The sequence below is a fragment of the Pseudogemmobacter sp. TB195 genome (genome assembly GCF_058313095.1).
This window is the reverse complement of record NZ_JBZEGG010000003.1, coordinates 187,714-213,811: the sequence shown is the minus strand read 5'-3', so window position 1 is coordinate 213,811 and position 26,098 is coordinate 187,714. Positions and strand designations below refer to the sequence as shown.

Here is a 26,098-nt window from a genome sequence, read left to right as displayed (position 1 = left end):
GCTCAGCGGGCGAGCAGTTTCGCCTCATGCTTTTTCAAGGTGCGGCGGGCAGCATGGTAATTGCCGAGGCCTTCTTCGGTCTTCAGATCCGGGAAGAGTTCGAAGATCTCGTTGCGTTGCGCATTGCCCATGCCTTTCAGCGTGTAATCGCCGGGCTGGAAGCTCTCGGTCCAGGCACCGTTCGACAGCACGACCTCGTGGCGGTCACACATGAAGTGAATATAGCTGACACCGATCGACTCGATCTGGTGGATGCCGTTCGAGCCGACAAGATGCTTGGCCGAGACCAGCACTTCATGCTCGTCGAAGTAAAGTTGGGTGCGGTCATTGGCGACGAGCAGACGGTGGTTCGGCGAGACCAGCATGTCACGCTCGGGCAGACCATTGCCAAGACTGTGCGCCTTGACCAGAATCGGCTGCAGGTGGCTGTCAACGCGCAGCTGCTGCCCGGTCAGGGCCTTTTCACCAATCCAGCGGATCTCCTGGATGCCGTTGTCGCGGGTAATCACCCGGTCACCGGCGCGCAACTCCTCGACCGGCACCTCACCACGCGGCGTCGCGATCAGCGTGCCGGGGGTAAAGCAGGGGATGACATTCTCGATATTGCGGAAGTCGAGATGACCAACCTCATTGCCGTCACGGTCGAGGAAATGGACGCGGCCGTTTTCCGGGTTTTCCTCGTCATAGACGATGCGCAGCGGACCGGCGCCTGAAAGGTCGAGCGTGTCGTAATCGTCGCCCTCTTCGCCGCCGTCAATAAAGCTGCCGATCCCGGCGCCCTGGTTCTCGACAATGATCGTGTCGCGATCTGCGCCACCGAAAACCGTGTCGCCGCCGCCGCTCAGGACAATTGTATCATTTCCGGCGCCGCCGAAGATGACATTATTCCCCTCGCCGCCGAACAGCTGATCCGCGCCGGACCCGCCGAACAGCGTGTCGTCACCGGCCCCGCCATAAAGCGTGTCGTCGCCGCTGCCGCCGAAAAGGATGTCGTCGCCCGCGCCGCCATAGAGCAGGTCATTGCCGGAGCCGCCATAGAGGATGTCGTCGCCGTCATCGCCATGCAGCACGTCATCGCCTGATCCGCCGTAAATCTGATCATCGCCGGTGCCACCGAAGACGGTGTCATTGCCTGCCCCCGCGAGCACGGTGTCATTGCCGGCGCCGGCATAGATACGGTCATCATCCGGGCCATCGCCCGGGATGATCGCGTCACCGGCATCGACCTCATCCCCATCGGCATCGATATAGCCAGGCCCGATCAGATCGTCGCCATCGGTGCCGGTGATGATGCCATCGCGGCCGGTGGCGGGATTGACGGTGACGAAGATCGTCGCGGTATCGGTGCCGCCATTGCCATCCGAGATTTCATAGCCGATCTCGGCGGTGCCGGTGAAACCCGGGTTCGGCGTAAAGCGGATACCGCCATCGGGCAGCAGCTCGACCGTGCCATTGGGCGAGGTCGGCGTCCCAACCAGCGACAGGGTGTCGCCATCGACATCTGTGTCATTGGTCAGCGGATAGATCACGAACGGGGTGCTGCCGGTGGTCGAGGCAAAATCGTCATTCGCCACCGGATCGTCATTCACCGGATGCACCGTCACCGTCACCGTGGTCGAGGCCGTCATCCCGTCCGGATCGGTGATGGTGTAAGTGATGGTGTCTTCGCCGTTGAAATCGGGGTTCGGACGATAGATCAGCACGCCATTGTCGCCGATCTCGACGGTGCCATTGCCGGCACTCGCGCTGGTCACGGTCAGAGCACCGCCCTCGGGATCGCTGTCATTGGCGAGGACGTCGATCTCCACCACGCCATCCTCATCCACCTCGGCGATGTCGGGATTTGCAATCGGCGGCTCGCCGACCGGGTGGTTGTCAACGCTGTCCGAGACCCAGAAATGGCCGACCGTGCCTTCGAAATGGCTGGTGACTTCGGGGTTCAGCGGGTCGGAGGTGGTTTCCTGGCCGCCGCCGAGGATCCAGGGCTGGCCGTAATCGGCCATCACCAGGGTCACATCAGGCGAAGTCGGCTGCGAGCTGACGCCACCGGTGGTGGTATTGGTGACATTGAGCTGGCCGCCGGCACCGCCCTGATCCCAGGAGAAGGTCAGGTCAATCGTGTCGCCGGGCGTAAAGAACCCAGGGCCGGTGGTGTAAACAGTGTCGCCCGAACCGCTTTCGCTGGTGACGATCACTGCGCCATCCGGGGTAACCTCGATACGGAAGCTGCCCTCGTGATCGCCGGCAGTGTCACGCGACACAACGGTCTGATTGTCGCTCAGCGGGCTGGCGGTCGGGGTAAAGCTGATGCCGACGGTGCCGCTCGACAGCTGGAAATCCATGTGAGGATCGAATTTCACGTAGCCGGTCTGGCCATCCAGATTGAGGTTACCGTCGCTGACGGTCGCCCCACCGGTCAGGCCACCATTCTGCTCGCCATGCGAAGGGGCTTCGTCACGGATGAGGTGCGTCGTCGGTTCTTCGAAGTTGTAAAGTGCGATAACAGGCATCTCAGGTCCTCGTACATCCCGACAACGAAATCCGTCGCCGCAAATCCCATCCAGAAACGACCCGAAATGGTCGTCGTAAACTCCTGCAACGGGCACAATCGCACGGTAATACCGAGCGAACCCGTCGAATGGAGGTGGATGGGATGAGGGGATGCCGGCCTGTAAAAGACCTTACCCGCAAAAGCGGGCTTCCGGAATACCGGTATCGGCAGCACTCTCGTCACCACTCTGGTGCCTTGCGGCACACCACCAACATACGACCGCCCCCACGGCCCATACGTCTTGCAGCTGACGATCAATATCTAGCTTTGCTTTGCCCCGGAAGGAAGCGGAAAAGGCGCGAATTGCGGCAGGAAGGTGTTCTTCCGCAGGACAGAACCAGTCCTCCAAGGCGAGTATGAGGGCATTTCCGGCAGGGCAATTGTTTCCGCGTCAGAGACAGATCCAGTCAGAATTTCAGAAAATTTCAGTAGAATTCTCCAAGAACTTTCGAAATCTCTTCTCAGAAGCCTGCGGAACCGGCCAGATGGCCGGGATTTGTTGCCTGAATCAGAACAGCCCGCAACAACCCGGCCGCGAATTAATCATGCCCCGAAAAGCCAAAGTGATTGTGTTCCCCTCGTGATGTCGCGTTGCCAAAGCCTGATCAGTAAGCTGGTTTAGATGTATTAACGCTCACCTGAGCAACATTGACCCGAGGGAAACCTGCGAATCATCTGTCCCGATGCAGCGCTCCCACGGGGGATCCGCCTCAGATTCGCCACATTGCGCCCCCTGCCCGGCGCAAAGCCCCAAAGCCGCGCCGGGCCAGGCGAGACGCATGGAGCGACACACCGCTCCTGATACATCTCCATACGCATCCATATTCGCGCCAGACGCGCGCGAGCGCGCTGTCAGATGACGCTGCGGATGGCGAAGCTGGAATTGATCCGGGTGACGCCCGGCAGGCGCGACAGGATCTCTTTATGGATCCGCTCATAATCACCGGGGTTCTCGGCCTCGAGATGGAGAAGGTAGTCTTCTTCGCCGGTCATCAGCCAGCATTGCCGGATCTCTGGGTGTTTGCGGACCTCGGCCTCAAAGGCGTTCAGGATCTCTTCGGTCTGGCGCGAGAGGCTGATCCGCACGATCACCACATGGCGGCTTTCCGAGGCAGGGCCCGCCACCAGCGCCGTGTAGCCGCGAATGGTGCCGTTTTCTTCAAGCATCCGCACCCGGCGCAGGCAGGCCGAGGGCGAGAGCCCGACCTCTGCCGCCAGCGCGACATTCGACATGCGGGCATCGCGGCGCAGCGCCCGAATCAAGGCGCGGTCGATACGATCGATCTCTGACATGAAATTGCACACATCGCCGGATTGTTTCACTAATGACCGAATAATCGCATAATATTGCGTCAATCAACAGGACATTCGATCAATGATCAACGAGCATCGGGGGAAATCGGCGTATTGGTCAGGCCCCGGCTGAAGATCGGGTCCGGCAGCAGGGGAAGATCAGAATGAAAGTCATCGTTCTTGGCGGTGGGGTCGTGGGCATCACCTCGGCCTGGTATCTGGCCAAGGCCGGCCATGAGGTCACGGTGATCGACCGCGAGGACGGCCCGGCGCTGGAGACTTCTTTCGCCAATGCGGGTGAGGTGTCGTTTGGCTATTGCAGCCCCTGGGCCGCGCCGGGGATCCCCCTGAAAGCGATCAAATGGGTGATGATGGAACATGCCCCTCTGATCCTGAAGCTGAAGATCGACACGGCGATGATCGGCTGGCTGTTCAAACTGCTCGGGAACTGCACCGCCTCGCGCTATGCGATCAACAAGAGCCGGATGCTCAGGATTGCGGATTATTCGCGCGAGAGCTTTGCCCAGATCCGCCAGGAGACCGGAATTCAATATGATCACGGCATGAAGGGCACGCTGCAGCTGTTCCGCACCGAGGCGCAGCTGGAGGCCTCGGCCAAGGATGTGAAGGCGCTGAAGGCGGATGGCATCCCCTGCGAATTGCTCGACCCCGATGGCTGTATTGCGGTGGAGCCCGGCCTCGCCCATGTGAAAGACCGGATCGTGGGCGGGCTGCGCACCCCGCTTGACGAGACCGGGGATTGCTTCAAATTCACCACTGCGCTGGCGGCTTTGTTGGTGGAAAAGGGCGTGACCTTCCGCTGGGGCGAGACGATCGAGCATATCGTCACCGAAGGCGGGCGGGCGACGGGCGTGAAGACTGACAAGGGTCTGGTCACAGCGGATGCGGTGGTGGTTTGCCTCGGCTCTTACTCGCCGCAGATCCTGAAGCCGATGGGGATCAGGCTGCCGGTCTATCCGGTGAAGGGCTATTCGCTGACCATCCCGATTGCGGACCCGGCGCGGGCCCCGGAATCGACCATCATGGACGAGACCTATAAAATCGCGATCACGCGGCTGGGCGACCGGATCCGGGTCGGCGGTATGGCCGAAATCTCCGGCTATAATGACCGGCTGGATGCGAAACGGCGCCGGACGCTCGAGCATTCCGTGATGGATCTCTTCCCGGGTGGCGATCCGAAACAGGCCTCGTTTTGGACGGGCCTGCGCCCGATGACACCGGATGGCACACCGGTGATCGGGGGAACAAAGGTACAGGGGCTGTTCCTCAATACCGGCCATGGGACGCTGGGCTGGACGATGAGCTGCGGCTCGGGTCGGGTGCTGGCGGATCTGGTTTCGGGGCGCGCGCCGGAGATCGACGCGAAGGATCTCGCAATCAGCCGCTACGCCTGAGGCTGGTGCCGAAGACAGCATGACCTTCAGGGCATTTTTGCCTGCGGCCTGGGAAACAAACCGGGCGCCCCTGCGGGGCGCTTTGCCTCCGGCGGGAGGGCAGATTACTCTCTGTAGTCCCGACATCTGGTTCAGGAAGCATCTGTCAGGCTCTGAAACCCAGATCCTGCAGATGTATTCGCAGGGCGTGAGACACGCCGGGCGGCCTGACTCTGCGCGCAAAGCTGTAGCCGCCGCGAAGCCCGTCAGATGAACTCGCAGCAGGTCGCGTCTGTCGTAATAGAAGCGTTTGACTGTGGCCTACTTATTCCTGCGGTTCATGCGTTAGACCGGGCCATTGGTCCAAGGGTGACCGGGCTCTGTCAGCCAATGGTCGATCCCGCCTCGCCACGGTCGCCCCAAGCGGTGGCGAGGCCCTGGCTCGACCTCACAGATCATGTCAAAGCGCATCGGCCGGGAGCAGATGGTTTTCCGGTTCGAAGGCTGCTCTGCGAACTCGATGCCTTTAGCGGAGAGAATGGAGTGAACCGAGGTCAAAGGCACGGCCTCAGGCATGTGCTGAAGGAAATCCCAGGCCGTAGTTCTGTCGGCTTTGTCGATGAGTTGGGCCACGGCAAACTTGCTCGTGCACTCGATCCCGCGAAACATCGTCTGTGCTGCTCCTGTGGCTGTCCTGGCCCGGCCGAAAGGCTCCCCGATCTCTTCCGCCCCCCCTCTTTGACCTGGCGTATTCTGGGTGCCGGACAGATCTGCGGGCGATGGCAGAAGGCCGGGATTTCCGGGCAGACGTGCGGCGTGACCAGCATCTGACGCGGCCGCGACGATGTATTCCGCGCTGTCAGAGCCGCGGTCTGCCGCGAGTGTCAGGCGCCGGGCCGATACTGGCGAGTGGCGATTAAGCATTGCGCGCGCCGGAGGAGCGTCCCTCGCCGCTGAAACCGACTTCGGCATTGCGGTTGCGGTATGTGGGTGCCGTGCCGGGACGTGCTCCTCGGGGTCGACGTCGCTGAACAGCGATCCCGTCGCCGCGTTCGGTCCACGCATCGCCACCTCCGTCCGGCCAGGGGGCATGAATCATGTTCTTCGAGGGGCGATGTGGGTGTCCAGGCAGGATTTACATAGCGGCCTGCCAAAGCCGGGGAGCGATCCTGGGCCAGACATCCCCAACCGAAAAGACCGTCCTGCGAGTGGTGGAGATGAAGAAAGCCATCAGGCTCCTGAAAGGAGCAGGCAAATCCATGGCCATTGTTGAACTCATACCCGGCGGAGGTTTTCGTGTCCTGGCATCACACCCGGCTTCGACCACGCCGAAAATGCCGCCCAACCCTTTCGACAAGCTTTTAGAATAATTCGTACCAAGAGTCTCAGATACGTGCGGCGATACATCGACAGTGAAGGCCGGGAGCGCATTAACTCCCGCCGCGCTGAGCAACCTCATATTGCCCTTCGGGATCAGCGCCATCACAGGCGCCAGAACCAGCCCCTAAGCCGCCACCGTCCACCCCGTCATCTTTGCCAGCCAAAGCGGACCGCCAGCGCATAGCCGGCCTCGGCCAGCGCGCCGAGTGTTGTTCCGATCATCAGCGCCAGATCCGGGTCAAGCGCCATCTCACGCCCAAGGCCCGGATCGATCACACCGTAAGCCACCAGCGCCCCCGAGACATAGCGCGCGAGTATGCGGGCCATAACAGCCGTCATGCGAAACTCCTGTTTTGACGTAGGAAAACCTGTGCGATCAGCGCGATAATGCTGGCGAGAAGGCCGTCGCGCGCGCGGGTCTTTTGCGCAACCACCGGGGCGGCGATCAGCGCGCGCAGCCGGTCACCGGTCTCGATTGCGGGCCCGGGGGCAACCATGCCAGGCAGCCAGGTCACATCCCATTTGCCGCGCTGCGCGATGCCGAGTGTCGGTTGTACCTCGGCATGGGTCAGTACCGTACAGGGGCCAAGTGAAATGGCGTAACGCGCGCAGAGCACGCGGCAAAGCCCGGCCAGGGCGCGCAATTGTGCCTCGGTGACCGGGGCGTGGCCGGGGCGGAACGGTTGCTCCACTGCGCCCGCCATTGCCGCCAGTGCGACGCCGATGCTGCCGGTGTTACAGTTGAGCGTATGGGCGGCGTATGCGCCCCTGACCAGCCGCCCTTCATTGGCGGCAACCGGGAACTGTCCCGGATGGACCTTGCCGGCGCCGTCGATCACATAGTGATAATGGTGCAGGTCAAGCCCGGTCGGCTGATGCGGGCCGCCGGTCCAGTGGATGATGATGCGCTGCAAGTGACCCCTCCGCGAAAGCTGCGGGGCCAGAGTGAGCGGTTAATCTCTTAATAAGGGTTCCGCCGGGGATCGCCCCCGGCGGCAGGCGCGCAACGCATCAGCGTCCGAATTTGCCCTTGAGCGCATCGGCAAAGGCATTGCCGCCGCCCGAGTTTTGCGGTGCCGAGGACATTGGCCGGTTGCTCTTTTGCGGGCTGCGGTCGCGGGCCTGATCCCGGCCCGGGCCACGTTCCTCACGCGCCGATTTCGCCGAGGCGCCGCCGTCTTTCTTCATCGTCAGAGCGATCCGCTTGCGCGCGACATCGACCTCGACCACGGTGACCCTGACCACATCTCCGGCCTTCACCACCTCATGCGGGTCCGAGACGAATTTGTCGGCCAGCTGGCTGACATGGACCAGCCCGTCCTGATGCACGCCGATATCGACGAAGGCGCCAAAAGCCGCGACATTGGTGACGGTGCCTTCCAGCACCATGCCGGGTTTAAGATCTTTGATCTCTTCAATCCCATCCGCGAAGGTCGCGGTTTTGAATTCGGGTCGCGGGTCGCGGCCCGGTTTTTCAAGTTCCGACAGGATGTCGCGCACCGTGGGCAGGCCGAATTTTTCATCGACAAACTGACCGGGATTGAGCTGTTTCAGCGCCACACCATCGCCCATCAGGCTGCGGATGTCACGCCCGCAGGCGGCGACGATTTTACGGGCAACATCATAGGCTTCCGGGTGGACGGAGGAGGCATCCAGCGGCTCTTTCCCATCCGGGATGCGCAGGAATCCCGCCGCCTGTTCAAAGGCCTTTGGCCCGAGCCGTGCGACTTTCAACAGCTCGCGCCGGCTTGCGAACGGCCCATTGGCATCGCGATGCGCCACGATGCTTTCGGCCAGCCCCTGCCCCACGCCCGACACCCGCGCGAGCAGCGGCGCTGAAGCCGTGTTGAGATCAACCCCCACCGCATTCACCGCATCCTCGACCACCGCGTCGAGGCTTTTCGCCAGCCGGTGCTGGTCGACATCATGCTGATACTGGCCAACGCCGATCGATTTCGGCTCGATCTTCACCAGCTCCGCCAGAGGATCCTGCAGGCGCCGCGCGATGGAAACCGCGCCGCGCAAGGACACATCCAGCCCCGGGAATTCCCGCGCCGCCAGTTCCGAAGCCGAATAGACCGAGGCGCCGGCCTCGGAGACCACCACCTTCACCGGTTTATGTGCGCCCGCAGGCAGCAAAGCCAGCAGATCGGCGACCATCTTTTCCGTCTCGCGGCTCGCCGTGCCATTGCCGATGGCGATCAGCTTGACGCCGAGATTGCCGATCAGCTTCGCAATCGCCACCTGGGCGCCGCGCAGATCGTTCTTCGGCTGGAAAGGATAGACCGTTTCGGTTGCCAGAAGCTTACCCGTGGCATCGACCACGGCAACCTTGACCCCGGTGCGGATGCCGGGATCCAGCCCCATCGTGGCCTTGCCGCCCGCCGGTGCCGCCAGCAGCAGATCTTTGAGATTGCGGGCAAAAACCCGGATCGCCTCAGCCTCGGCAGCCTCGCGCAATTCCGCCATCAGATCCAGCGTCAGCGAGGTTTTCAGCTTGATCCGCCAGGCCCAGGCGCCCGCCTCGCGCAGATATTTGTCGCCCGCGCCCGGGCCAGAGGCCAGCAGCACCGCCGCACAGGCGCGCTCGGAGGGAGATTCGCCGCGGGCTGCCTCGGGGTCGATTTCCAGATCAATCGTCAGCACATCTTCATTGCGGCCGCGCAGCATGGCGAGAACCCGGTGCGAGGGCGCGTCGCGGAAGGATTCGGTGTGATCGAAATAATCCGAGAATTTCGCGCCAGCCGTCTCTTTCCCGGCCTGGACCTTAGACCTCAGCCGGCCTTCCTTGCGCATATGCTCGCGCAGTCTGCCCAGAAGCCCCGCATCCTCCGACAGCCCCTCGGCGATGATGTCGCGCGCGCCTTCCAGCGCGGATTTCGCATCTGCAAAGCCCTCGGTCAGGAACCCGGCCGCCAGCACCGCCGGATCGGCCCGGCGATCCGCGAGAATCGCATCAACAAGACCCTGCAGCCCTGCCTCGCGCGCGATCATCGCCTTGGTGCGGCGCTTCGGCTTATAGGGAAGGTAAATATCTTCGAGCTCGGCCTTGGTCACCGCCCCGGCAATCGCACAGGCAAGATCGTCGGTCAGCTTGCCCTGATTCGTGATTTCACCGAGGATTGAGGCGCGCCGCGCCTCAAGTTCCCGCAGATAGGTCAGCCGTTCTTCAAGCTTCCTCAGTTGCGTATCGTCCAGCCCGCCGGTCACTTCCTTGCGGTAGCGCGCGACGAACGGCACCGTGGCCCCACCATCCAGCAGCTCGACCGCCGCCACAACCTGCCGGGTCTGGGCCCCGATCTCGGCGGCGATGATTTCCGGAATACGGGCGACAGACATGCGAATCCTCCGAGACGAAACCGATAAGACAGGAGGGGCGAAAATAGCGGAGGTCCGGCGCAGGGCAAGCCCGGAAGAGGTCTGCCCTGCCCCGCAGGAGCTGATTTGGCCCGGGTGAAAATTCCTGCCGCTCTGCCCTTGCAATATCCTCAGCCGGGCGCTAATCAACCGCCAAGTGCCGACATAGCTCAGTTGGTTAGAGCACCAGATTGTGGATCTGGGGGTCCCCCGTTCGAGCCGGGGTGTCGGTACCATTCCTCCCTTTTTGCGCCCAGGGGCGATACTGCTTGCAGGTGCCACCCTGCGGGGTGGAAACTCACGGGCAGAAAAGTCTCATCCGGGAGCCTGAGCCGCCATGGGCATCAACAAACAAAGCGACATCGCCGCCAATATCCAGATCGGGCCAACCGATGCCGGTATGGTGCGGATCTATATCGAAGCCGAAGGCGGGATCGAACTGCCGCTGGATTTCGACCCCGAAGAGGCGGAAGAGATCGCCGAAGAGCTGCGCGCTGCGGCCGAGGCCGCTCGGCTGATGACGGAAGAAGGCAGCAAGGGCGGCAAACCCAGGCGCCGCTGACCCTGCCGTAAGCCCGGCGCCAGACGCGCCGCAAATTCCTTTCAAAAAGGAATTTGGCCGTTTTCTGGAAAGAAAACGGCCGCCAGTTACCTGGCGGCGCGTCGGTATCCTGATCCGGCGTCAGAGGCGGAGATGTTACGGGCTGCTGTCAGCCGCGACGGCCGCGACGTTCCCGTTTGGCCGGGCCTTCGCCGTCAGTGCCATCGGACACGGAGGAGAAAGCGCCCAGCTTTGACGCCACATCTTCAAGGCTCGGCGCGGGGCCGCGAGGTGTTTCTTCCAGCGCGCGCCGCATCGCTTTCAGATGCTCTGGCATGGTGCCGCAGCAACCGCCGATGATCTTCACCCCGGCATCGCGGGCCATTACCGCATAGACGCCCATCAGCTCTGGCGTGCCATCATAATGGATATGGCCGTCGTGATATTTCGGGATCCCGGCATTGCCCTTTGCCACAACCGGCCGCGTCGTCCCGGTGGCAATGAAGCCCATCACCGTGCGCATCAGATCCGACGCCCCGACCCCGCAATTCGCGCCAAACGCCAGCGGCGCCTCGGGAAGTTTCTCGACCAGCTCTGCCATCGCCGCAGAGGTCACCCCCATCATGGTGCGGCCTGCCGTGTCAAAGCTCATAGTCCCGACCCAGGGCATGCCCGCAAGTTTCGCCGCCTCGGCCGCCGCGCGATATTCTTCGGGCGCCGAGATGGTCTCGACCCAGAGCACATCGGCGCCGCCCGCCTTCAGACCCTCGGCCTGTTCGTGGAACATCTCGACCGCGAGCGCATGGGTCAGGGTGCCCATCGGCTCGAAAATATCTCCGGTCGGCCCGACCGAGCCTGCCACCACCACCTTGCGCCCCGAGGCATCGGCAATCTCGCGCCCCAAAGCCGCACCGACCCGGTTCAGTTCATGGACCCGGCCCTGGGCATTATGCAGTTTCAGCCGCGAGGCATTGCCGCCAAAGGTGTTCGTCAGGAAGATATCCGACCCCGCCTCGACCGCATTGCGGTAAAGCGTGCGGATGTTATCGGGGCGATCGACATTCCACAATTCCGGCGGTTCGCCCGATTCCAACCCCATATTGAAGAGATTGGTGCCGGTCGCCCCATCGGCCATCAGCCAGTCCCGCTCGGCCAGCAGCTGGCTCAGCAGATCATTCTTCTTCGGGGCATCATTGGTCATCGGGCACCCTTTCTTAACAGATTGCGTCGCCTCACGGGCGGCAGTGCTGATCCTGTTCCTGACATGGTGCCGCAGGTCGTACAATCGCTTTCCCGACACCAGATCACCGCAAAACGCCGCGTCGGGGCACTGATCTCCCGCGCGGCGCTCTTTTTTCCGGCTCTGCGATGCCGCAGGGCCTCCTGAGAAAATCAGTCCTCAGACTTCGTTCAGGAGCTGCGCCTTGGCCACCGGCAGAAGCTCGGTCAGTTTGGCGCGGATCTGATCGGCGCTCACCCGGTCCCCCAGATCGGCGGCGAGCTTGCGCACCACATCCTCAATGCCCGGCTCGTCGAAATCAGCCGCCACGACGTCCAACGCATAGGCATTGGCGTCGTCACCGGTTTTGCCGAGAAGCTCTGCCGCCCAGAGGCCGGCCAGCTTGTTGCGCCGCGCCTCGGCCCGGAACTGCATCTCGCTGTCATGCGCGAATTTGGCCTCGAATGCGTTTTCGCGGTCGTCAAAAGTGCTCATGTAATCTCTCAGCTCCCTGTCCGGGTCATGGTTTTCATGGTCTCATCTTCCATATGATCATCCACCCAGGCACCTGCAAGAAGAAAGCCTGCGGCAAATTTTGCCCGGCGCAGCACCGCCTGCCCCCTCCCGACGCCCCTGCCCGCTTGCCCCCGCCTGGGGGGTCAGCTATAGGCCGGGAAACCTCCGGGGTGGCTGAGCCGCCCCTTTCGTCATTGTCTGTACAAAGGTCACCATGGCACGTCGCAAGAAGGTCTATGAGGGCAAGGCCAAGATCCTGTTCGAAGGACCGGAACCGGGTACGCTGATCCAGTATTTCAAGGATGACGAGAACGGCCCCGAAGCCGGCAGCGGCGCCAATGTCGCGCCGATTTCTGCGGCCTCGGAAGGCAAGGGTGTGCTGAACAACCGGCTGTCGGAATTCTTCATGGCCGGGCTGAACAATATCGGGGTGCCGACCCATTTCATCCGCCGCCTGAACATGCGCGAGCAGCTGGTCAGGATGGCCGAGATCATTCCGCTGGAGATTCTCGTGCGGAATTTCGCCACCGGCGGCATTTCAGACCGGCTGGGGATCCCCGAAGGCATGGGCCTGCCGCGCCCGATCATGGAATATTACTTTAAGGATGAGAAGCTCGGGACGCCGCTGGTGACCGAAGAGCATATCATCGCCTTTGGCTGGGGCAATCAGCAGGATCTCGACGATATGGTCGAGCTGGCGCTCAGAGTGAATGACTTCCTTTCGGGCGTCATGCTGGGCGTTGGTGTACGGCTGATGGATTTCCGGATCGAGATCGGCCGGGTCTGGGACGGCGATTATATGCGGCTGATCCTGGCCGATGAGATCAGCCCGGACTCGATGACGCTGTGGGATCTGCGCCAGCCCGAACGCGCCGACGGGTCGGTGCCCGAGCCGGGGCCGCTGTCCGATGTCTATGCGGAACTGGCGCGGCGGATCGGGGTCCTGCCCTCGAATGTCACCCATGTCTCGAAACCCTCGCTGATCAACTGATCCGATTGCCCCTGTCGCGCCACGCGGATATGAGGGGCGCGACAAATACCAGAGCCCGGAGGCCCCGATGAAAGCCCGTGTCACCGTCATGCTGAAAAACGGCGTTCTCGATCCGCAGGGCGAGGCGATCCGCCACGCGCTTGGCGCGCTTGGCTTTGCCGGTGTGGACGGCGTGCGTCAGGGCAAGGTGATCGAGCTGGATCTGACGGCGACGGACAGGACCGCAGCCGAGGCCGATGTGAAGGCGATGTGCGAGAAGCTGCTCACGAATACGGTGATTGAGGGTTACAAGGTCGAGATCCTCTGAGATCTGGCTGGCCGGGCGTGGGGGCTCTGCCCCCGTCTGCCTCTGGCAGACTCCCCCGGGATATTTAGAGACAGATGAAATTGCTGTCGGAGACATTGGGAGGCGCTCTTTCGGGGCGCCTTTTTCTGTGCGCCCGGTTCTTCTAGCCGCGGGGCGTGACGAGAAGGCGGATGCCGTTTTCGGCGCGCACGGTGAGATGGGCGACCGGGACCGGGTCGGCGCCCTCGATCCGGTCAAAGCGGAAGCGCTGAACCAGCATCGCGAGGAGGAGGACGCCTTCGACCATAGCGAAGCCGGCGCCGGTGCAGACGCGGGGGCCTGCGGAAAAGGGCATATAGGCTTCGCGCGCCGACTGGCGGCCGGCCTCGGTTTGCCAGCGGGCGGGGCAGAAGGCGTCGGGGTCTTCCCACAGCCGCTCATGGCGCTGGATATGCCAGGGCGACAGCACGATCTGGGCGCCCGGTTTGACCTTACGGTCGCGGAACGTCTCGGGTTGCGTGTTCTGCCGCACCATCATCGGCACCGGCGGGTAGAGGCGCAGCGCCTCGCGAAAGACATCGCGGGTATAGCGCAGCCGGGTCACGGCGCTGAAATCGGGGGCAGCGCCGAGCGTGGCGACTTCGGCCGCGACGCGCTCCTGCACATCGGGGCTGAGCGCGAGCAGGTAGAGCGACCAGCCAAGTGCCGAGGCGCTGGTCTCATGCCCGGCAAGGAAGAAGATCGCGACCTGGTCGACCATTTCGGCGGGCGTGAAGCGCTGGCCGGTCACGGGATCGGCGGTGGTCATGATCTTGGTTGCGAGATCATCGGGCGCGGTGCCTGCGGCGATTTCAGCCGCCCGTGCATCTGTCAGCCGGGTGATCAGGTCGCGGATCATCTTTGCCGAAGCCCTGGTGCGCCCCCGATGCAGGCGCGGGAACCAGCGGGGCAGCGGCAGGAAGGCCGCCAGGTTCAGGATCGGCTGCGTGCGCTGATAGGCGCGGAACTCAAAGAAGACCCTGGCCGCGATCTCATGCTCGATCGGGATCGAAAACAGCGTGCGGAAGATCACATCCGCCGCCGCATGGGACATCTCCTCTTCGACCTCAACCTCGGTTCCTGTGCTGCCCTGGGTCAGGCTCTGCATCCGGGCAACCGCCGCCTGCCCCGCCGCCACCATAGCGGGGAAGGTGTCGCGCAGGCGTCCGCCCTCGAAGGCCGGGTCGATGATGCGGCGCTGGTATTTCCAGGTCTCGCCATTGGTGACAAAGACGGAATTGCCCAGAAGGGGTTCCAGCCCCGCCCGGATCCGGTTCGATTTCGGGAAATCTTCGGGGCGGTCCTTCAGCACCAGATCGACAAGCTTCGGGTCATTGCAGAGATAGGAGCGGAAGAAGGGCGTGCGGAACTCGGCCATCCAGGCCCGGTACAGCCGCGCGGGCTGGGCCGAGAGGATGTCGCGCCGAAAGAGCCGCAGATAGGTGAGCAGCGAAACCCGGTCGGCGCGCGCCGCGGGTTTCGGGGGGACGGGCGCCCTGGACGCCCCCGTAAAGGGGCAGGATTTGGGATCATTGCTCACGCCACGTTCCTATAGCGGTTGACGGTGGCTTCAATGCGGCTTTTCGACGGGTGACGGGTTTTGAAGCGCGCGTCCAGCGTCTGCGGCCCGGCGGTCACGCGGAAATAATCATAGTCGCCGGGGCTGCCCGCCAGATTGTCGAAGGCGCACAGATACTGGAAATGCAGCCGGAACCAGCGCCGCCTCAATGCGCGCCAGCGCGCCGGGCTCAGCGTCTGCGTGAAGGCGGCGGAAATCACCAGCGGCCAGCGTTTGCCCTTTGGCGGCGCGACCGAGACTGAAACCGGGTCGCAGAGCGCAAAAGCACAGCCGTCGCCGGGCGCGGTCACGTCGATCCAGGCGATCTCGTCGCGGGTGGAGAGCCAGGCCAGATCGGCGCGCAGGCGGGTGGCGTCGGGCAGGAAGGAAACCATCGGCACCACATGGCCCAGCGACAGGAAAGACAGAACCGGGCGCGGTGCGGGAAGGCCCGCGCGCAAAAGATCGGCAAGGATCGAGATGCCGAGATGCGCGCCCGAAGAATGGCCGATCACCAGCACCTCGTCGTATTCTCCGGACAGCGCGGCCCGGATCTGCCTGCCGAAATCCCCCATCCGCGCCTCTAATTCCGGCGGGTTGGCGCCCTTATACTGCGCCGAATAGGCATAATCATGCATCAGATACCAGGCAAAGACCTTATTGTCCTTCTTTCGGAACCAATAAAGCACACCCCAGAGCATGGCGCCCGCGACCGGAAGGCCCGGCGCCCAATGCAGCACATGCGCCACCAGCGCAAAACCGGCCCAGGCCAACCCCAAAGCAATGCCCAGCTGCACAAGCAGGAAGACAATCGGGTAGAGCGCCGCGATCATCGGGCCTTTCCTGAGCCGCATCAGCCGGAACAGCGCCCCCGATCCGATATAGGCCCAGGCGGTGCGGAAAAGCTGCAGATAGGTCGCCGGGATCGTCTCGGACATCGAGCCTTTGACGATATCGGACCAGACCAGCACCTCCATATCAGTCTCGACCGCGCGCCCTTCGATCCTGGCCTCGACACGCCAGCCATAGGGGCCGCCCGCTTTTTTCGGCCTGAGGCTCAGATCATAGCCCGATAGCCGCGCCTGTTCCGTGCCTTCCTTGCGGTAAAGCTCGCGGTAGCGGCGCGGATGAAACGGGTCATAGCCCGGAAGGTAGAATACCTTCCGGCGGAAAATATCGCCCTGTCGCTGATCAGCCATGCCCACCTCCGGCACCCCATTTCAGGCACCGGCTCCAGTCTGCCAAAGAAATCGGGCAGGAATAAGGGGTCAGCCGGGCACCGGCAGGCCGAGCGTCTCGAAAATGTTCAGGAGCCACCAGCTGAAATCGGTAAAGGCCCCGGTCACCATCATCGTGCCGACGATCAGCAGCAGGGCGCCCATCGCGCGCTCGATCCATTTCATATGGCGCTTGAGGCGGTTCATCACCCCCATCGCACGTTCGATGAACAGGGCCGAGATCAGGAACGGCAGCCCCAGCCCCACCGCGTAAACGCCCAGAAGGAAGGTCCCGCGCGAGACCGAGCCCTCCTGCGCCGCAAGCGACAGGATGGTGCCAAGCTGCGGCCCGATGCAAGGCGTCCAGCCCGCCGCGAAAGCCAGCCCGAGAAGAAAGGCGCCAAAGGCAGATCCGCCCTGATCACCCGCATCCAGCCGCGCCTCTCGATCAAGGATCGGGATGCGGATGATGCCGGTGAAATGCAGGCCAAAAATGAAGATCACGATCCCTGCAACCCGGGCGAACATCACCTGGTTTTGCAGGAAGAAGGCCCCAAAGGCCGACATGGTGAATCCCAAAAGCAGGAAGATCACCGAAAGTCCCAGCACGAAAAACAAAGCCGGGACGAGGATGCGGCGCCTGGCCCTTCCCTCTTTCATCTCGCCAACGGAAATCCCGCCCATATAGGCCAGATAGGGCGGCACGACAGGAAGCACGCAGGGCGAGAGGAATGACAAAACCCCCGCGATCAGCGCGATGAAACTGGCCGGGCCAAGCCCTGCATCGAAGAGATCAATTCCAAACATGGTCGAACTCATAGCCATAGCCGGCGGGCGCGTCATCCGCTCTGCGCTCACATTGACGGCATTCCTCTGTCACATTCTGTCGCAGCCCGCTATCACCGCCCTATGACCGCAGAATACGACCAGGACCTCGATTGCGAGGGGCTGTTATGCCCCCTCCCCGTGCTGAAAGCGCGCAAACGTCTGCTGGCGATGGAACCTGGCGAGGTTTTACTTGTGCGCACCACGGATCGCATGGCGGTGATCGATCTGCCGCATTTCTGCGCCGGTGCCGGGCATGACTATCTTGAAGCGCAGACTGACGCCGCTGTGACCTGCCATCTGATCCGGCGCGGCGCGAACAGTCATGCGGCACAGGCACCGCAGAACTGAGCTGGTCAGTCGGTGATTCCGGAACCGAATGGCGGGGCCCGTTGCGCATAAGATAAAGCTCTCCGCGGAAATGATTCCTGGGGCGTGGCCGTGCCTGAACTTTGCCGCGAGCATGGGATCAGCACGGTGAGCTTTTACAAATGGCGCTCGAAGTATGGCGGCATGGATGCGTCGATGATGAGCCAGATGAAGGCGCTTGAAGACGAGAACCGGCGGCTGAAGCGCATCTTCGCCGAGCTGAGCATGCAGTCCGAGTTGCTCAAGGAAACCCTTGGAAAAAAATGACACGGCCAGCTCAACGCCGGGTGAGCCAGCGAGCCGCCCTTGGTTCGAGGCCGCTGGCGAAGGCCGAGAAGGCTGTGGCGACGAAGGGGGTCAGCATCGCGCTGGCCTGTCGGGCATTTGGGTTGAGCCGAGACCTGCTTTCGCTACAGCCAAAGCGCGATGCCGAGAACGAGTTCATCGCAGACCTTCTGGAAGGGCTGACAAAGGCGCACCGGACCTGGGGCTTTGGATTGTGCTTGCCTCACACATGCGCAACGTCCAGGGGCAACGGTCGGCGACAGCGAGCCGCGTCACTGGCTTGAGCCGCGCCCAGATGGTGCAACTCGACGCCGAACTTCGGGAAGCGCTGCGCGAGATCGCCGCTGACCCCGAAAATCCCGCCGCCGCATCTGTTGACTGAGTTTTCCCGAGGCTGACCCTATGCAAACCGAACTCGCCCCTGCTGCGCCCGCTCTGGCGATCCTGCGCCGTGAGGCCCTCGCACTTCTCGCCCCGCCAGAACGCCTCGACCTGGCCGATTGGGTGGAGGAGAACGTGCGCTTGCCCTCGACCGTGGCGGCAACCGCAGGCCGGATGAGGCTCTTCCCTTATCAGCGCGAGATCGCCCGCAGCATGGGGACCCCGGAGTGGAGAGGGTGACATGGCTCAAATCTGCCCGCGTCGGTGCGACACAGCTCGGAGTCGCGGCCCTCGGGCACTACGCCTTGAACGATCCGGCCCTGACCCTTGTCGTGATGCCAAGTGAAAACGATTGTCGCATGCTGATGACTGCGATCATCGAACCGACTTTCGAGGCCTCGCCCGCGCTGCGGCAGGCCCTGCAGAAGGATGTGGCGAAGCGGGACAACATGCTCTTCCGCCAGTTCCCCGGTGGCAGCCTGACGCTTGTCAGCGGGGCCAGCCCGAAGAACCTGCGCGCCCGCACTGCCCGCGTCCTGATCCTGGATGAGGTCGACGCCTTGGAAGTGTCGGCAGGCGAGGAAGGCGGCGCTCTGGACGTGCTTGCCGATGGCCCGCCCGCTGCACCTTGCCGAGGAAACTGGTCGCGAACGGTTCTGGGCTGGCGCTGGCTTAGCTCGGCTGCCTTGGGCGGCCCGGCTCTACGACATTTACGAGGCTGGCGGTGACATGGGCGATGCCCTCGCGCTGGTCAGAGACATGCAGGACGCCGCCGATCGGGATTTTCTGGTCACGATCCTGCGCAAAAACCTTCCGCGCTGACTGCGCGAGACATAGGAGAGAGACGTGAGCGACAATAACGATATGCAATACGCATCCGCCGTGGGACTGATCGTCCTGACCGGAAAGTGCAGCACCAGCTTTATCCAGCGTAAGCTCTGGATCGGTTACAATGCGGCATCCCGGCACGTCGAGGCCATGGAGGACGCCGGCATCGTCGCGCGCCCAAACCATGTCGGCAAGCGCGAGGTTCTACTGCTCGCCGCCCGCACGGAGGCCCCTCATGACCACTGACACCGATACGCTGGTGGCGAGGCTCACCGAGGACGAGCTGACAGCGCTGAATGACGGCCTGATCGGCGCGGTCTATCTCGGGGCGGCGCAGATCCGCATGGATCTGGATCACGCGACCAGCTTGATTGCGATGGTGCGCGATAGCCTCGCCAGCCGCGCCCGCATCGAGGCGCTTGAGGCCGAGGTGGCGCGGTTGCGAGAAGAGCGTTGGCAGCTGGCTTATGTGATCGTGGGCGGTGAGGATGCGCCCGGCTACCTGCACAGCCTGACCGTCGAGGATCTGTCCTTGGTCGCTCTCAAGAATAAGCGGGATCTTGAAGCGGAAAGCGAGCGCTTGACCGCCCAACTCACCGAGGCCCGGGCGGGAGAGGATGAGCTGGCAGAGGCTGCCGCTCTGACGCTGGGCGTGAAACGCGCAACTTATTTCGGGCCGAACGCCACGCAAAACCACAATGCAGCGCTTCGTGGCGCTCACCGCAAGTTGAAAGCCGCCCTCGCCTCTCACGACAAACGGAAGGAGGGGCGCCCGTGAATTACTCCACCCGAACCGCGCCGCTTCCGCCGAGAGCGGCCCCCGCAACTGCGCCGACCGGTCCAGCCACAACCGCACCAGTCGCGGCGCCAGTGGTGGCGCGTGTCGCAGTATTTGGTCCGCATGCAGCAAGCATGAGCGAGCCGGCAGACAGAATAACTATCGAGAGAGTTTTCATAGCTGATCCTCCAGTTTTAAAGGCTGATGCATATCAACTGCCGACTCAGCTTAATTGTTCCGCCATCCTCCGCGCCTATCGGGGGATACAGGGATGAGCGGGCCGGATATCACATTCGCCAATTCCGAAATGGTGATCGGGCCGCGCGGTCTGCCGGTGCTGGTCCCGCGCCCACCGCGCACCATGGTGGAAATCGTCAGAAGGCAGCTGGAAGATCACCGCGCCGCGCTCGCGAAGATGGGGGAATAGGGGATGTATTATTTCGAACGCGGCCGTTTCAATATCCCGCTGTTCTGGCGAGAGAATGGCATACCGTTCTTCTTCGGCAACACTCGGGTTTCGCGGCGCAAGATCGTCTGGTGGATGCCGACGAACTGGGTCGCCTTCCCGCTGATCCTGCTGATTTGGCTGCCAGTCCTCGCTTGGCGCCTCGCCCGCGCCGCCGCGCAAGAGAAAGGGGGCGGATGATGGGGGCAATGCAGAACCGCATCGAAGATCGCACCGCTCTGTGAGATAAAGGATGCAGCCAGGGCGCTTGGTATCCCGCCAGCAAGCCTGAAATCCGCAGCAGAGAACCACGGCTATATCGTGCGAATGGGCCGCGCAATTCGTTTGGAGCGCGACCGTCTCAATGACCTGGTGAAAAAATGCCGAGACAAGCCAAGGGAGCCCGCCTCCATAAGTTCGCCCATCGCCCCCACTGGTACATCCGGGACACGGGTCAGCCCGACCGCAGCACGGGCTGCGAACGCCGTGAGGATGCTGAAAAAGCCCTCGCGGCCTACATCGCCACCAAAGGGCGCGACGGTGCTGCCAATGAGCCGGGAAATGTAACGCTCGGAGAGGTGTTGACGATCTATGCCGAGGAATATGCGCCGACCGTCGCGGACCCGGCGCGTATTGGCTAAGCGCTGGACGCTCTGCTGCCATTCTGGTCTGCGCTCAAGGTCTCACATGTGAAGGGTGAGACCTGCCGCCGATATGCAAAGACCCGTAAGAAGGTTGCAAGGCGCGGTCCGGAGACCCGCGAACCTGTCGAATGGGCCCCGGTAGCGCCTGCCACGATTCGGCGGGAACTTGGAACCTTGCAGGCCGCGATCAATTACGCTCACCGCGAGGGATATCTGACGAGCGCGCCTGTTGTGACGCTACCGGAGAAGGCAGATCCTCGCGATCGATGGCTCACGAGGTCGGAAGCTGCGCGCCTCCTGTGGGCCGCATACCGAGGACACAAAGCCGGCCACCTGGCCCGGTTTATCCTGATTGGCCTGTACACTGGCACCCGCAAGGACGCGATCACACGCATGGGGTTCACGCCCAATACGCGCGGCGGCTGGTTTGATCTCGAGCGTGGGATCATGTTCCGCAAAGCCGAGGATGAGCCGAGCACGAAGAAGCGCCGAACCCCGGCCCCTATTCCGCGCCAGCTGCTGTCGCATCTTCGGCGCTGGCAGAACAAGGGCGCAATTTGGGCGGTCGAGTACAACGGCGCGCCCGTGGTCGACGTGAAGCGCGCCTTTATCAAGGCGGTGGGTGAAGCGAATTTGCAGGCGGTAACGCCTCACACCCTCAAACACACGGCGATCACATGGGCGATGCATAACGGGGTTACCACCTGGGAGGCGGCCGGTTTCTTCGCGACCAGCCAGGAGACCATCGAAAAGGTCTATGGACACCATTCTCCGGGCTTCATGGAATCAGCCAGACGCGCGATGGAAAACCCGCGAAAATAGACGTTCCTGTTATGCGTAACAGTTTCGCCAAATCCTCAAACAGCGTAAGTGATTGATTTTGTGGCGCACCCGACAGGATTCGAACCTGTGACCTCTGCCTTCGGAGCATTTTGTCCTGGCTATCCTAAATACACGCCAGGGCACGCTATGATACGACAACGATTTGAAACATATGGACAATTCTGCTTTTCCCGCCGAAATCCATATCCAGAACTTCGCTCCGAATTCCATCCGGGTGCTTCCGTGGTGCTTCCGCGGAAGCAACCCTTCCTCAGCGGGAGGAATGGCTAATGTCAAAGCTGACAAAACGTGTGGTGGACGCCGCTGCCGTCCGTGAAAAGGACTATTTCATCTGGGACGACGAGCTGCCCGGCTTCGGCCTTCGTGTCTTCGCGTCCGGAAAACGCAGCTACCTTATCCAATATCGCGCCGCAGGTCGAACCCGTCGTTACACTATCGGCCTCCATGGCATCTGGACGGCAGAAACCGCCCGGCAGGAAGCGAAGATACAGCTCGGCCGGGTGGCCCAAGGTGACAACCCTTCCGAAGAACGCCAGCTCGATCATCAGGCGCTCACCGTCAAGGAGTTGTGCGCGATGTATCTCAAGGATCTCGACGCTGGTCTCATCCTCGGCAAAGGCGGACGCCCAAAAAAGGCAGGCACCATCGTCAGCGATGTGGGCCGAATTCGCCGGCACATCATTCCGCTGATCGGCAACCGCAAGGTCAAAGATCTGGTCAAGGCCGATGTCGCCAAGGTGTTGAAGGACGTCATGGCCGGCAAGACGGCGGTATCGGTCAAAACCAAGAAGCTGCGCGGCAAAGCCATCGTGCGCGGCGGCGCCGGCACGGCTACGCGGACCGTCGGGCTCCTCGGTGGCATTCTCACATACGCCATGGAGGCCGGAATCATCACCTCCAATCCCGCGCATGGTATCCGCAAGCCCAAGGACAATGTGCGCGATCGTCGTCTCACCGAAGCCGAATACCGCATCCTCGGCGAGATGTTGCGGGCGGCAGCCGAGAATCCGAAATATGAGATGACGGTCGAGATCATCCGGCAGATCGCGCTCACCGGCTGTCGCCGCAGCGAGATGATCGGCCTCAAATGGGCCGAGGCGGATATCGACGCGAGTTGCATACGCCTCAAGGAAAGCAAGGAAGGCGCCTCCATTCGGCCCGTTGGCCTGCCGGTGATCGAATATCTGGAAGAACGTCGCAAGACGGCGACGGGCACCTATGTGTTCCCCGGCCAAGGCGAGGACAACGCCTTCGGCGGCTTTCCCAACCACTGGAGACAGATGTTCAGGGACAGCCCGCTGGCCGACGTGACGCCGCATGTCTTGCGGCACAGCTTCGCCAGCATCGCCAACGATCTCGGTTTCACCGAGGTCACGATCGCCGCGCTGGTCGGGCACGCCAAGGGGTCGGTCACGAGCAAGTATATCCATTCGCTCGACACGGCCCTGATCATGGCCGCCGACACGATCTCCGGCTACATTCAGGGATTGCTCGACGGGATCGAATTCAAGCAGACCGCCTATGCGCTGGATCGCGATTCCCGCAAGGCTGCACTGTCGCGCTTCCTGCTTCAGGCGATCGGTGAGCCAGAAACCGAGGAGGATGAGCGCCTTGCAGCCTGATACCAGATTTTCAGTTATTGCAGTTAGCGTTCAGGGCGCCTATATTGGTCAGGAAGGAGAAACCGCCATGGCCAGCCAGGTTGTCAAATTCGCCGGTCTTTCGGACCGGGACCGCAAGAAGGTGCTCGCCCTTCCCAGTCTCGGGGCGGGCGACCGCTTCGAGTTGCGTGTCCGCCGCCGGGACGGAGAGGAGCAGACCGTCGTACTGCCGCCTGCCGCGGCCGATGTGGTCGAGGCCCTGCTGGACCATCTGCGCAGCGGCGAGCGCGTCGCCGTGCTGGCCGAGGATCAGGAACTAAGCCCCGCCGATGCCTCCGAAATCCTCGGCATCTCGCGGCCGCTCGTCGTCCATCGCATGGACATCGGCGATCTGCCGTTCCGCTATGTGGGAAAGCATCGCCGCGCATCGCTCAAGGACGTTCTGGCGCTGAAGGCGCAGATCGACGGCCAGCGCAAGGCGATGGAAGGCCTGGCGGCCGATGCCGAGGATCTCAACCTCCGCTATGGCATTTAATCCCGTTGTCGCGGTCTGCGATGCCTGTGTCCTGTATCCGTTTCATCTGAGGAACGTCATCGTGCAGGCGGCAGTCGACCGCCTGTTCCACGCGCGCTGGACCGATGCGATCCATGACGAATGGATGCAGAACCTCATCGCCAATACGCCGGGCCTTCCGCCCGATCGCCTGATGGGCACGAAGCGTCTCATGGACCTTGCATTGCCCGAGGCGCGTATTGCCGGATACGAACAGCATATCCCTGCCATCAGTCTCCCCGACCCCGATGACCGTCATGTCGCCGCAGCCGCCATCGCGGCAGGCGCATCGACGATCATCACTTGGAACCTGCGCGATTTCCCGGTTGGCGCGTTGAGAAAACACAATCTGGTGCGTCAGACACCAGACGCCTTCCTGGCCGATCTCCATGAACAGCTTCCGGAGCAGACCACCGGGTCGCTGGCGAATGCTCGGCGCAATCTCAGGCGGTCGCGTGTGTCCGCGTCCGACTTCCTCGACATCCTGCGAGGTCAGAAACTCACCAGGCTGGCAGCGCAGATCGAGAAGCATATCGACGATCTCTGAACCGGACGTCCATGCCTGCCGAAGCCCTGATTTACGGATTGCGGGGGAAAGTCTTCCCCCTGGCCGGCGCCTCGGTCGCCGGCGCACCCCCTTCTGCGGGGAGACCCCGCAACGCCCCCTTCAGAGTGAGAGTGCGGACGGGTTTTCCGTGACGGGTTGAGGGCCGGAGGAGAGGCTTCCGGCGCCCGTCGCGGAGATCATCCCGATGGCCAGAGAGCAACGCGCGGCTCGCAAGGGCGGCACGCGCACGAATCTTTACGACGACATCACCGACAAGATCATCGCCGACCTGGAGGAAGGGCGCTTTCCCTGGGTCCAACCTTGGGGCACGGCGGCGGCGAAAGCGCCGCTCGCCATGCCGAGGAACGCGGCGACCGCCCGGCAATATTCCGGCATCAATGTCCTGATCCTCTGGGGGGCCGTGATCCAGCATGGCTATCCCACCCAGCATTGGCTCACTTTCCGCCAGGCGCTGTCGCTTGGCGGCAATGTCAGGAAGGGCGAGCACGGCACCACCGTCGTCTATGCCGATCGTTTCACGCCGGAGGACGAAAAGCGCCGCGCCCGTGAGACCGGGGAGGAAGCCGGCAGCATTCCGTTCCTCAAGCGGTTCACCGTATTCAACGCCGCGCAATGCGAAGGCCTGCCCGACAACATCGCCGTCGAGGCCCCACCTCCACCGCCCGGCATGATCGAGCCGCAGGTCGAGGCGCTGATCGCGGCGACCGGCATCGATTTCCGGATCGGCGGGAACCGCGCCTATTATGCCCCCGCTCAGGACTATGTGCAGGTGCCGCCGCCGCAAGCCTATTTCGAGCCGATCAATTGGCACCGGACCGCCCTCCACGAGATAGGTCACGCCACAGGGCATGAGACCCGGCTCGGGCGGGATTTCTCGGGTAGCTTCGGTACGAAGAAATACGCCTTCGAGGAGATGATAGCCGAGATTTCGAGCGCTTTTTGCTGCGCCTCGCTCGGGATCGTGCCGACGGTGCGCCATGCCGACTATGTTGGTTCGTGGCTGGAGGTGATGCGCGAGGATTCCCGCGCCATCGTGCGCGCCGCCTCGCAGGCGAGCAAGGCGGCCGACTGGATTCTCTCGCATCTGCCGGAGGGCGACGCCGCAGAAGCCGATATGGCGGCCACCGAGCGGAGGGCCGCGGCATGATCCTCCTGACAGATGAACAGCGCGCGCAGCTTCTCGCCAATGGCCGCCAACCGGACGCCGATCACATCCCGGTCGTCAAATTCTTCAACCCCTTCGGCGCGGGTGTCTGGCTTGCGACCGAATTGGACGAGGATGGCGACACCATGTTCGGACTGGCCGATATCGGCTGTCCCGAACTGGGCTCATGGCGCTTCGAGGAACTGCGATCCCTCCAGTTGCCGTTTGGCATGGGCATCGAACGGGATCTGCTTTTCATCGGAGATTTCCCGATCTCGGTCTGGGCCGAGGCGGCGCGTGAGACCGGCAGCATCCGTGATGCCGAGCGCGTGCTTTACCGCGCGGCTCAATCCTTGAGCCGGAAATCCTCCGATACGGAAAGCCGGTTTCCCTGAATTCCGGGTTCCAGGCTCTGCGGGTTCGGCGTCGCTCTCTTCAGAGGAAGAGGGCGGCGCTTCGCTTCGTGACGGGCTGGTTGCCGGAGAGAGAGGC

At 62.7% G+C, this 26,098-nt stretch carries 28 protein-coding genes, 1 tRNA gene and 2 pseudogenes; 20 read left to right on the top strand and 11 right to left on the bottom strand.

Annotated elements, in window-relative coordinates:
* Nucleotides 1–2: 2 nt before the first annotated feature.
* Both AC4FS3_RS05390 and AC4FS3_RS05385 read right to left on the bottom strand, forming a co-directional pair.
* Nucleotides 3–2,510: a Hint domain-containing protein gene (locus AC4FS3_RS05390; RefSeq protein WP_491019654.1), complete on the bottom strand. Its 2,508-nt coding sequence runs from the start codon at nt 2,508–2,510 to the stop codon at nt 3–5.
* Between the two features lie 893 nt (nt 2,511–3,403).
* Complete coding sequence (locus AC4FS3_RS05385; protein WP_283178127.1) at nt 3,404–3,844, bottom strand: Lrp/AsnC family transcriptional regulator; 441 nt, start codon at nt 3,842–3,844, stop codon at nt 3,404–3,406.
* Nucleotides 3,845–4,002: 158 nt separating this feature from the next.
* Here AC4FS3_RS05385 and AC4FS3_RS05380 point away from each other — a divergent pair, with 158 nt between their 5' ends.
* Nucleotides 4,003–5,259 (top strand): D-amino acid dehydrogenase, encoded by a 1,257-nt coding sequence (locus AC4FS3_RS05380; RefSeq protein ID WP_491019724.1) that lies wholly within the window; start codon nt 4,003–4,005, stop codon nt 5,257–5,259.
* A gap of 630 nt (nt 5,260–5,889) precedes the next feature.
* On the opposite strand, the pseudogene AC4FS3_RS05375 reads toward AC4FS3_RS05380, so the two are convergent.
* The 4 genes and pseudogenes from AC4FS3_RS05375 to AC4FS3_RS05360 form a co-directional block, all read right to left on the bottom strand.
* Nucleotides 5,890–6,162: pseudogene (locus tag AC4FS3_RS05375) on the bottom strand (IS5/IS1182 family transposase); the annotation flags it as partial.
* Between the two features lie 603 nt (nt 6,163–6,765).
* The gene (locus AC4FS3_RS05370) at nt 6,766–6,957 is read right to left on the bottom strand and encodes a hypothetical protein (protein WP_283178129.1); all 192 of its coding nucleotides are present in this window, start codon (nt 6,955–6,957) and stop codon (nt 6,766–6,768) included.
* Nucleotides 6,954–7,532 carry an N-acetylmuramoyl-L-alanine amidase gene (locus tag AC4FS3_RS05365; RefSeq protein ID WP_491019653.1) on the bottom strand — a complete coding sequence of 193 codons (579 nt, stop codon included), beginning with the start codon at nt 7,530–7,532 and terminating at the stop codon, nt 6,954–6,956. Before AC4FS3_RS05365 ends, AC4FS3_RS05370 begins: the two co-directional genes overlap by 4 nt.
* Nucleotides 7,533–7,629: 97 nt before the next feature.
* Nucleotides 7,630–9,957 (bottom strand): Tex family protein, encoded by a 2,328-nt coding sequence (locus tag AC4FS3_RS05360; RefSeq protein WP_491019652.1) that lies wholly within the window; start codon nt 9,955–9,957, stop codon nt 7,630–7,632.
* 177 nt (nt 9,958–10,134) lie between these two features.
* On the opposite strand from AC4FS3_RS05360, the gene AC4FS3_RS05355 reads away from it, so the two are divergent.
* Both AC4FS3_RS05355 and AC4FS3_RS05350 read left to right on the top strand, forming a co-directional pair.
* Nucleotides 10,135–10,211: transfer RNA gene (locus tag AC4FS3_RS05355), tRNA-His, on the top strand.
* Nucleotides 10,212–10,312: 101 nt separating this feature from the next.
* Nucleotides 10,313–10,537, top strand: a complete 225-nt coding sequence (locus AC4FS3_RS05350; protein ID WP_283178132.1) for a DUF6324 family protein — start codon at nt 10,313–10,315, stop codon at nt 10,535–10,537.
* A gap of 148 nt (nt 10,538–10,685) precedes the next feature.
* On the opposite strand, the gene bmt is transcribed toward AC4FS3_RS05350, so the two are convergent.
* Both bmt and AC4FS3_RS05340 read right to left on the bottom strand, forming a co-directional pair.
* Nucleotides 10,686–11,717, bottom strand: coding sequence for a betaine--homocysteine S-methyltransferase (gene bmt, locus AC4FS3_RS05345; protein ID WP_283178133.1), 1,032 nt, complete (start codon nt 11,715–11,717; stop codon nt 10,686–10,688).
* 198 nt (nt 11,718–11,915) lie between these two features.
* On the bottom strand, nt 11,916–12,230 hold the full coding sequence (locus AC4FS3_RS05340; protein WP_283178134.1) for a DUF1476 domain-containing protein: 315 nt from the start codon (nt 12,228–12,230) through the stop codon (nt 11,916–11,918).
* Nucleotides 12,231–12,465: 235 nt separating this feature from the next.
* Between AC4FS3_RS05340 and AC4FS3_RS05335 the strand changes: the two genes are divergently transcribed.
* Together AC4FS3_RS05335 and purS are read left to right on the top strand one after the other, a co-directional pair.
* Complete coding sequence (locus AC4FS3_RS05335) at nt 12,466–13,242, top strand: phosphoribosylaminoimidazolesuccinocarboxamide synthase (RefSeq protein ID WP_283178135.1); 777 nt, start codon at nt 12,466–12,468, stop codon at nt 13,240–13,242.
* A gap of 67 nt (nt 13,243–13,309) precedes the next feature.
* Entirely contained in the window at nt 13,310–13,549 is a 240-nt protein-coding gene (gene purS, locus AC4FS3_RS05330; protein ID WP_491019651.1) for a phosphoribosylformylglycinamidine synthase subunit PurS, read from the top strand.
* A gap of 142 nt (nt 13,550–13,691) precedes the next feature.
* Here the strand turns inward: purS and AC4FS3_RS05325 are convergent, their stop codons facing one another.
* The 3 genes from AC4FS3_RS05325 to AC4FS3_RS05315 all read right to left on the bottom strand — a co-directional run bounded on the left by AC4FS3_RS05325 (nt 13,692) and on the right by AC4FS3_RS05315 (nt 17,149).
* Nucleotides 13,692–15,107: a cytochrome P450 gene (locus tag AC4FS3_RS05325; RefSeq protein ID WP_491019650.1), complete on the bottom strand. Its 1,416-nt coding sequence runs from the start codon at nt 15,105–15,107 to the stop codon at nt 13,692–13,694.
* On the bottom strand, nt 15,104–16,324 hold the full coding sequence (locus AC4FS3_RS05320; protein WP_491019649.1) for a hypothetical protein: 1,221 nt from the start codon (nt 16,322–16,324) through the stop codon (nt 15,104–15,106). Before AC4FS3_RS05320 ends, AC4FS3_RS05325 begins: the two co-directional genes overlap by 4 nt.
* Before the next feature lie 69 nt (nt 16,325–16,393).
* Nucleotides 16,394–17,149 carry a cytochrome c biogenesis CcdA family protein gene (locus tag AC4FS3_RS05315; protein ID WP_491019648.1) on the bottom strand — a complete coding sequence of 252 codons (756 nt, stop codon included), beginning with the start codon at nt 17,147–17,149 and terminating at the stop codon, nt 16,394–16,396.
* A gap of 102 nt (nt 17,150–17,251) precedes the next feature.
* Between AC4FS3_RS05315 and AC4FS3_RS05310 the strand changes: the two genes are divergently transcribed.
* The 15 genes and pseudogenes from AC4FS3_RS05310 to AC4FS3_RS05240 all read left to right on the top strand — a co-directional run bounded on the left by AC4FS3_RS05310 (nt 17,252) and on the right by AC4FS3_RS05240 (nt 26,001).
* The gene (locus tag AC4FS3_RS05310) at nt 17,252–17,518 is read left to right on the top strand and encodes a sulfurtransferase TusA family protein (protein ID WP_491019647.1); all 267 of its coding nucleotides are present in this window, start codon (nt 17,252–17,254) and stop codon (nt 17,516–17,518) included.
* Nucleotides 17,519–17,599: 81 nt separating this feature from the next.
* Nucleotides 17,600–18,068: pseudogene (locus AC4FS3_RS05305) on the top strand (transposase); the annotation flags it as partial.
* A 155-nt stretch (nt 18,069–18,223) separates the two neighbouring features.
* Complete coding sequence (locus tag AC4FS3_RS05300; protein ID WP_491019646.1) at nt 18,224–18,442, top strand: hypothetical protein; 219 nt, start codon at nt 18,224–18,226, stop codon at nt 18,440–18,442.
* Nucleotides 18,430–18,930 carry a phage terminase large subunit family protein gene (locus AC4FS3_RS05295; RefSeq protein WP_491019645.1) on the top strand — a complete coding sequence of 167 codons (501 nt, stop codon included), beginning with the start codon at nt 18,430–18,432 and terminating at the stop codon, nt 18,928–18,930. The genes AC4FS3_RS05300 and AC4FS3_RS05295 overlap by 13 nt, the downstream gene beginning before the upstream one ends.
* 118 nt (nt 18,931–19,048) lie before the next feature.
* Nucleotides 19,049–19,276 (top strand): DNA translocase FtsK, encoded by a 228-nt coding sequence (locus AC4FS3_RS05290; protein WP_491019644.1) that lies wholly within the window; start codon nt 19,049–19,051, stop codon nt 19,274–19,276.
* On the top strand, nt 19,266–19,808 hold the full coding sequence (locus AC4FS3_RS05285; protein WP_491019643.1) for a hypothetical protein: 543 nt from the start codon (nt 19,266–19,268) through the stop codon (nt 19,806–19,808). Before AC4FS3_RS05290 ends, AC4FS3_RS05285 begins: the two co-directional genes overlap by 11 nt.
* Before the next feature lie 271 nt (nt 19,809–20,079).
* The gene (locus AC4FS3_RS05280; RefSeq protein WP_491019642.1) at nt 20,080–20,235 is read left to right on the top strand and encodes a hypothetical protein; all 156 of its coding nucleotides are present in this window, start codon (nt 20,080–20,082) and stop codon (nt 20,233–20,235) included.
* A 3-nt stretch (nt 20,236–20,238) separates the two neighbouring features.
* The gene (locus AC4FS3_RS05275) at nt 20,239–20,454 is read left to right on the top strand and encodes a hypothetical protein (protein WP_283177597.1); all 216 of its coding nucleotides are present in this window, start codon (nt 20,239–20,241) and stop codon (nt 20,452–20,454) included.
* A 179-nt stretch (nt 20,455–20,633) separates the two neighbouring features.
* Complete coding sequence (locus AC4FS3_RS05270) at nt 20,634–20,894, top strand: hypothetical protein (RefSeq protein ID WP_491019641.1); 261 nt, start codon at nt 20,634–20,636, stop codon at nt 20,892–20,894.
* A gap of 177 nt (nt 20,895–21,071) precedes the next feature.
* On the top strand, nt 21,072–21,719 hold the full coding sequence (locus tag AC4FS3_RS05265) for a site-specific integrase (protein WP_491019640.1): 648 nt from the start codon (nt 21,072–21,074) through the stop codon (nt 21,717–21,719).
* 290 nt (nt 21,720–22,009) lie between these two features.
* Nucleotides 22,010–23,362 (top strand): tyrosine-type recombinase/integrase, encoded by a 1,353-nt coding sequence (locus AC4FS3_RS05260; protein WP_030540685.1) that lies wholly within the window; start codon nt 22,010–22,012, stop codon nt 23,360–23,362.
* 67 nt (nt 23,363–23,429) lie between these two features.
* Nucleotides 23,430–23,876, top strand: coding sequence for a MerR family transcriptional regulator (locus tag AC4FS3_RS05255; RefSeq protein WP_030540684.1), 447 nt, complete (start codon nt 23,430–23,432; stop codon nt 23,874–23,876).
* Entirely contained in the window at nt 23,866–24,441 is a 576-nt protein-coding gene (locus AC4FS3_RS05250) for a VapC50 family PIN domain-containing toxin (RefSeq protein WP_030540683.1), read from the top strand. Before AC4FS3_RS05255 ends, AC4FS3_RS05250 begins: the two co-directional genes overlap by 11 nt.
* 205 nt (nt 24,442–24,646) lie before the next feature.
* On the top strand, nt 24,647–25,609 hold the full coding sequence (locus AC4FS3_RS05245; protein ID WP_103023847.1) for an ArdC family protein: 963 nt from the start codon (nt 24,647–24,649) through the stop codon (nt 25,607–25,609).
* The gene (locus AC4FS3_RS05240; RefSeq protein ID WP_030540763.1) at nt 25,606–26,001 is read left to right on the top strand and encodes a DUF2958 domain-containing protein; all 396 of its coding nucleotides are present in this window, start codon (nt 25,606–25,608) and stop codon (nt 25,999–26,001) included. Before AC4FS3_RS05245 ends, AC4FS3_RS05240 begins: the two co-directional genes overlap by 4 nt.
* Nucleotides 26,002–26,098: the final 97 nt, after the last annotated feature.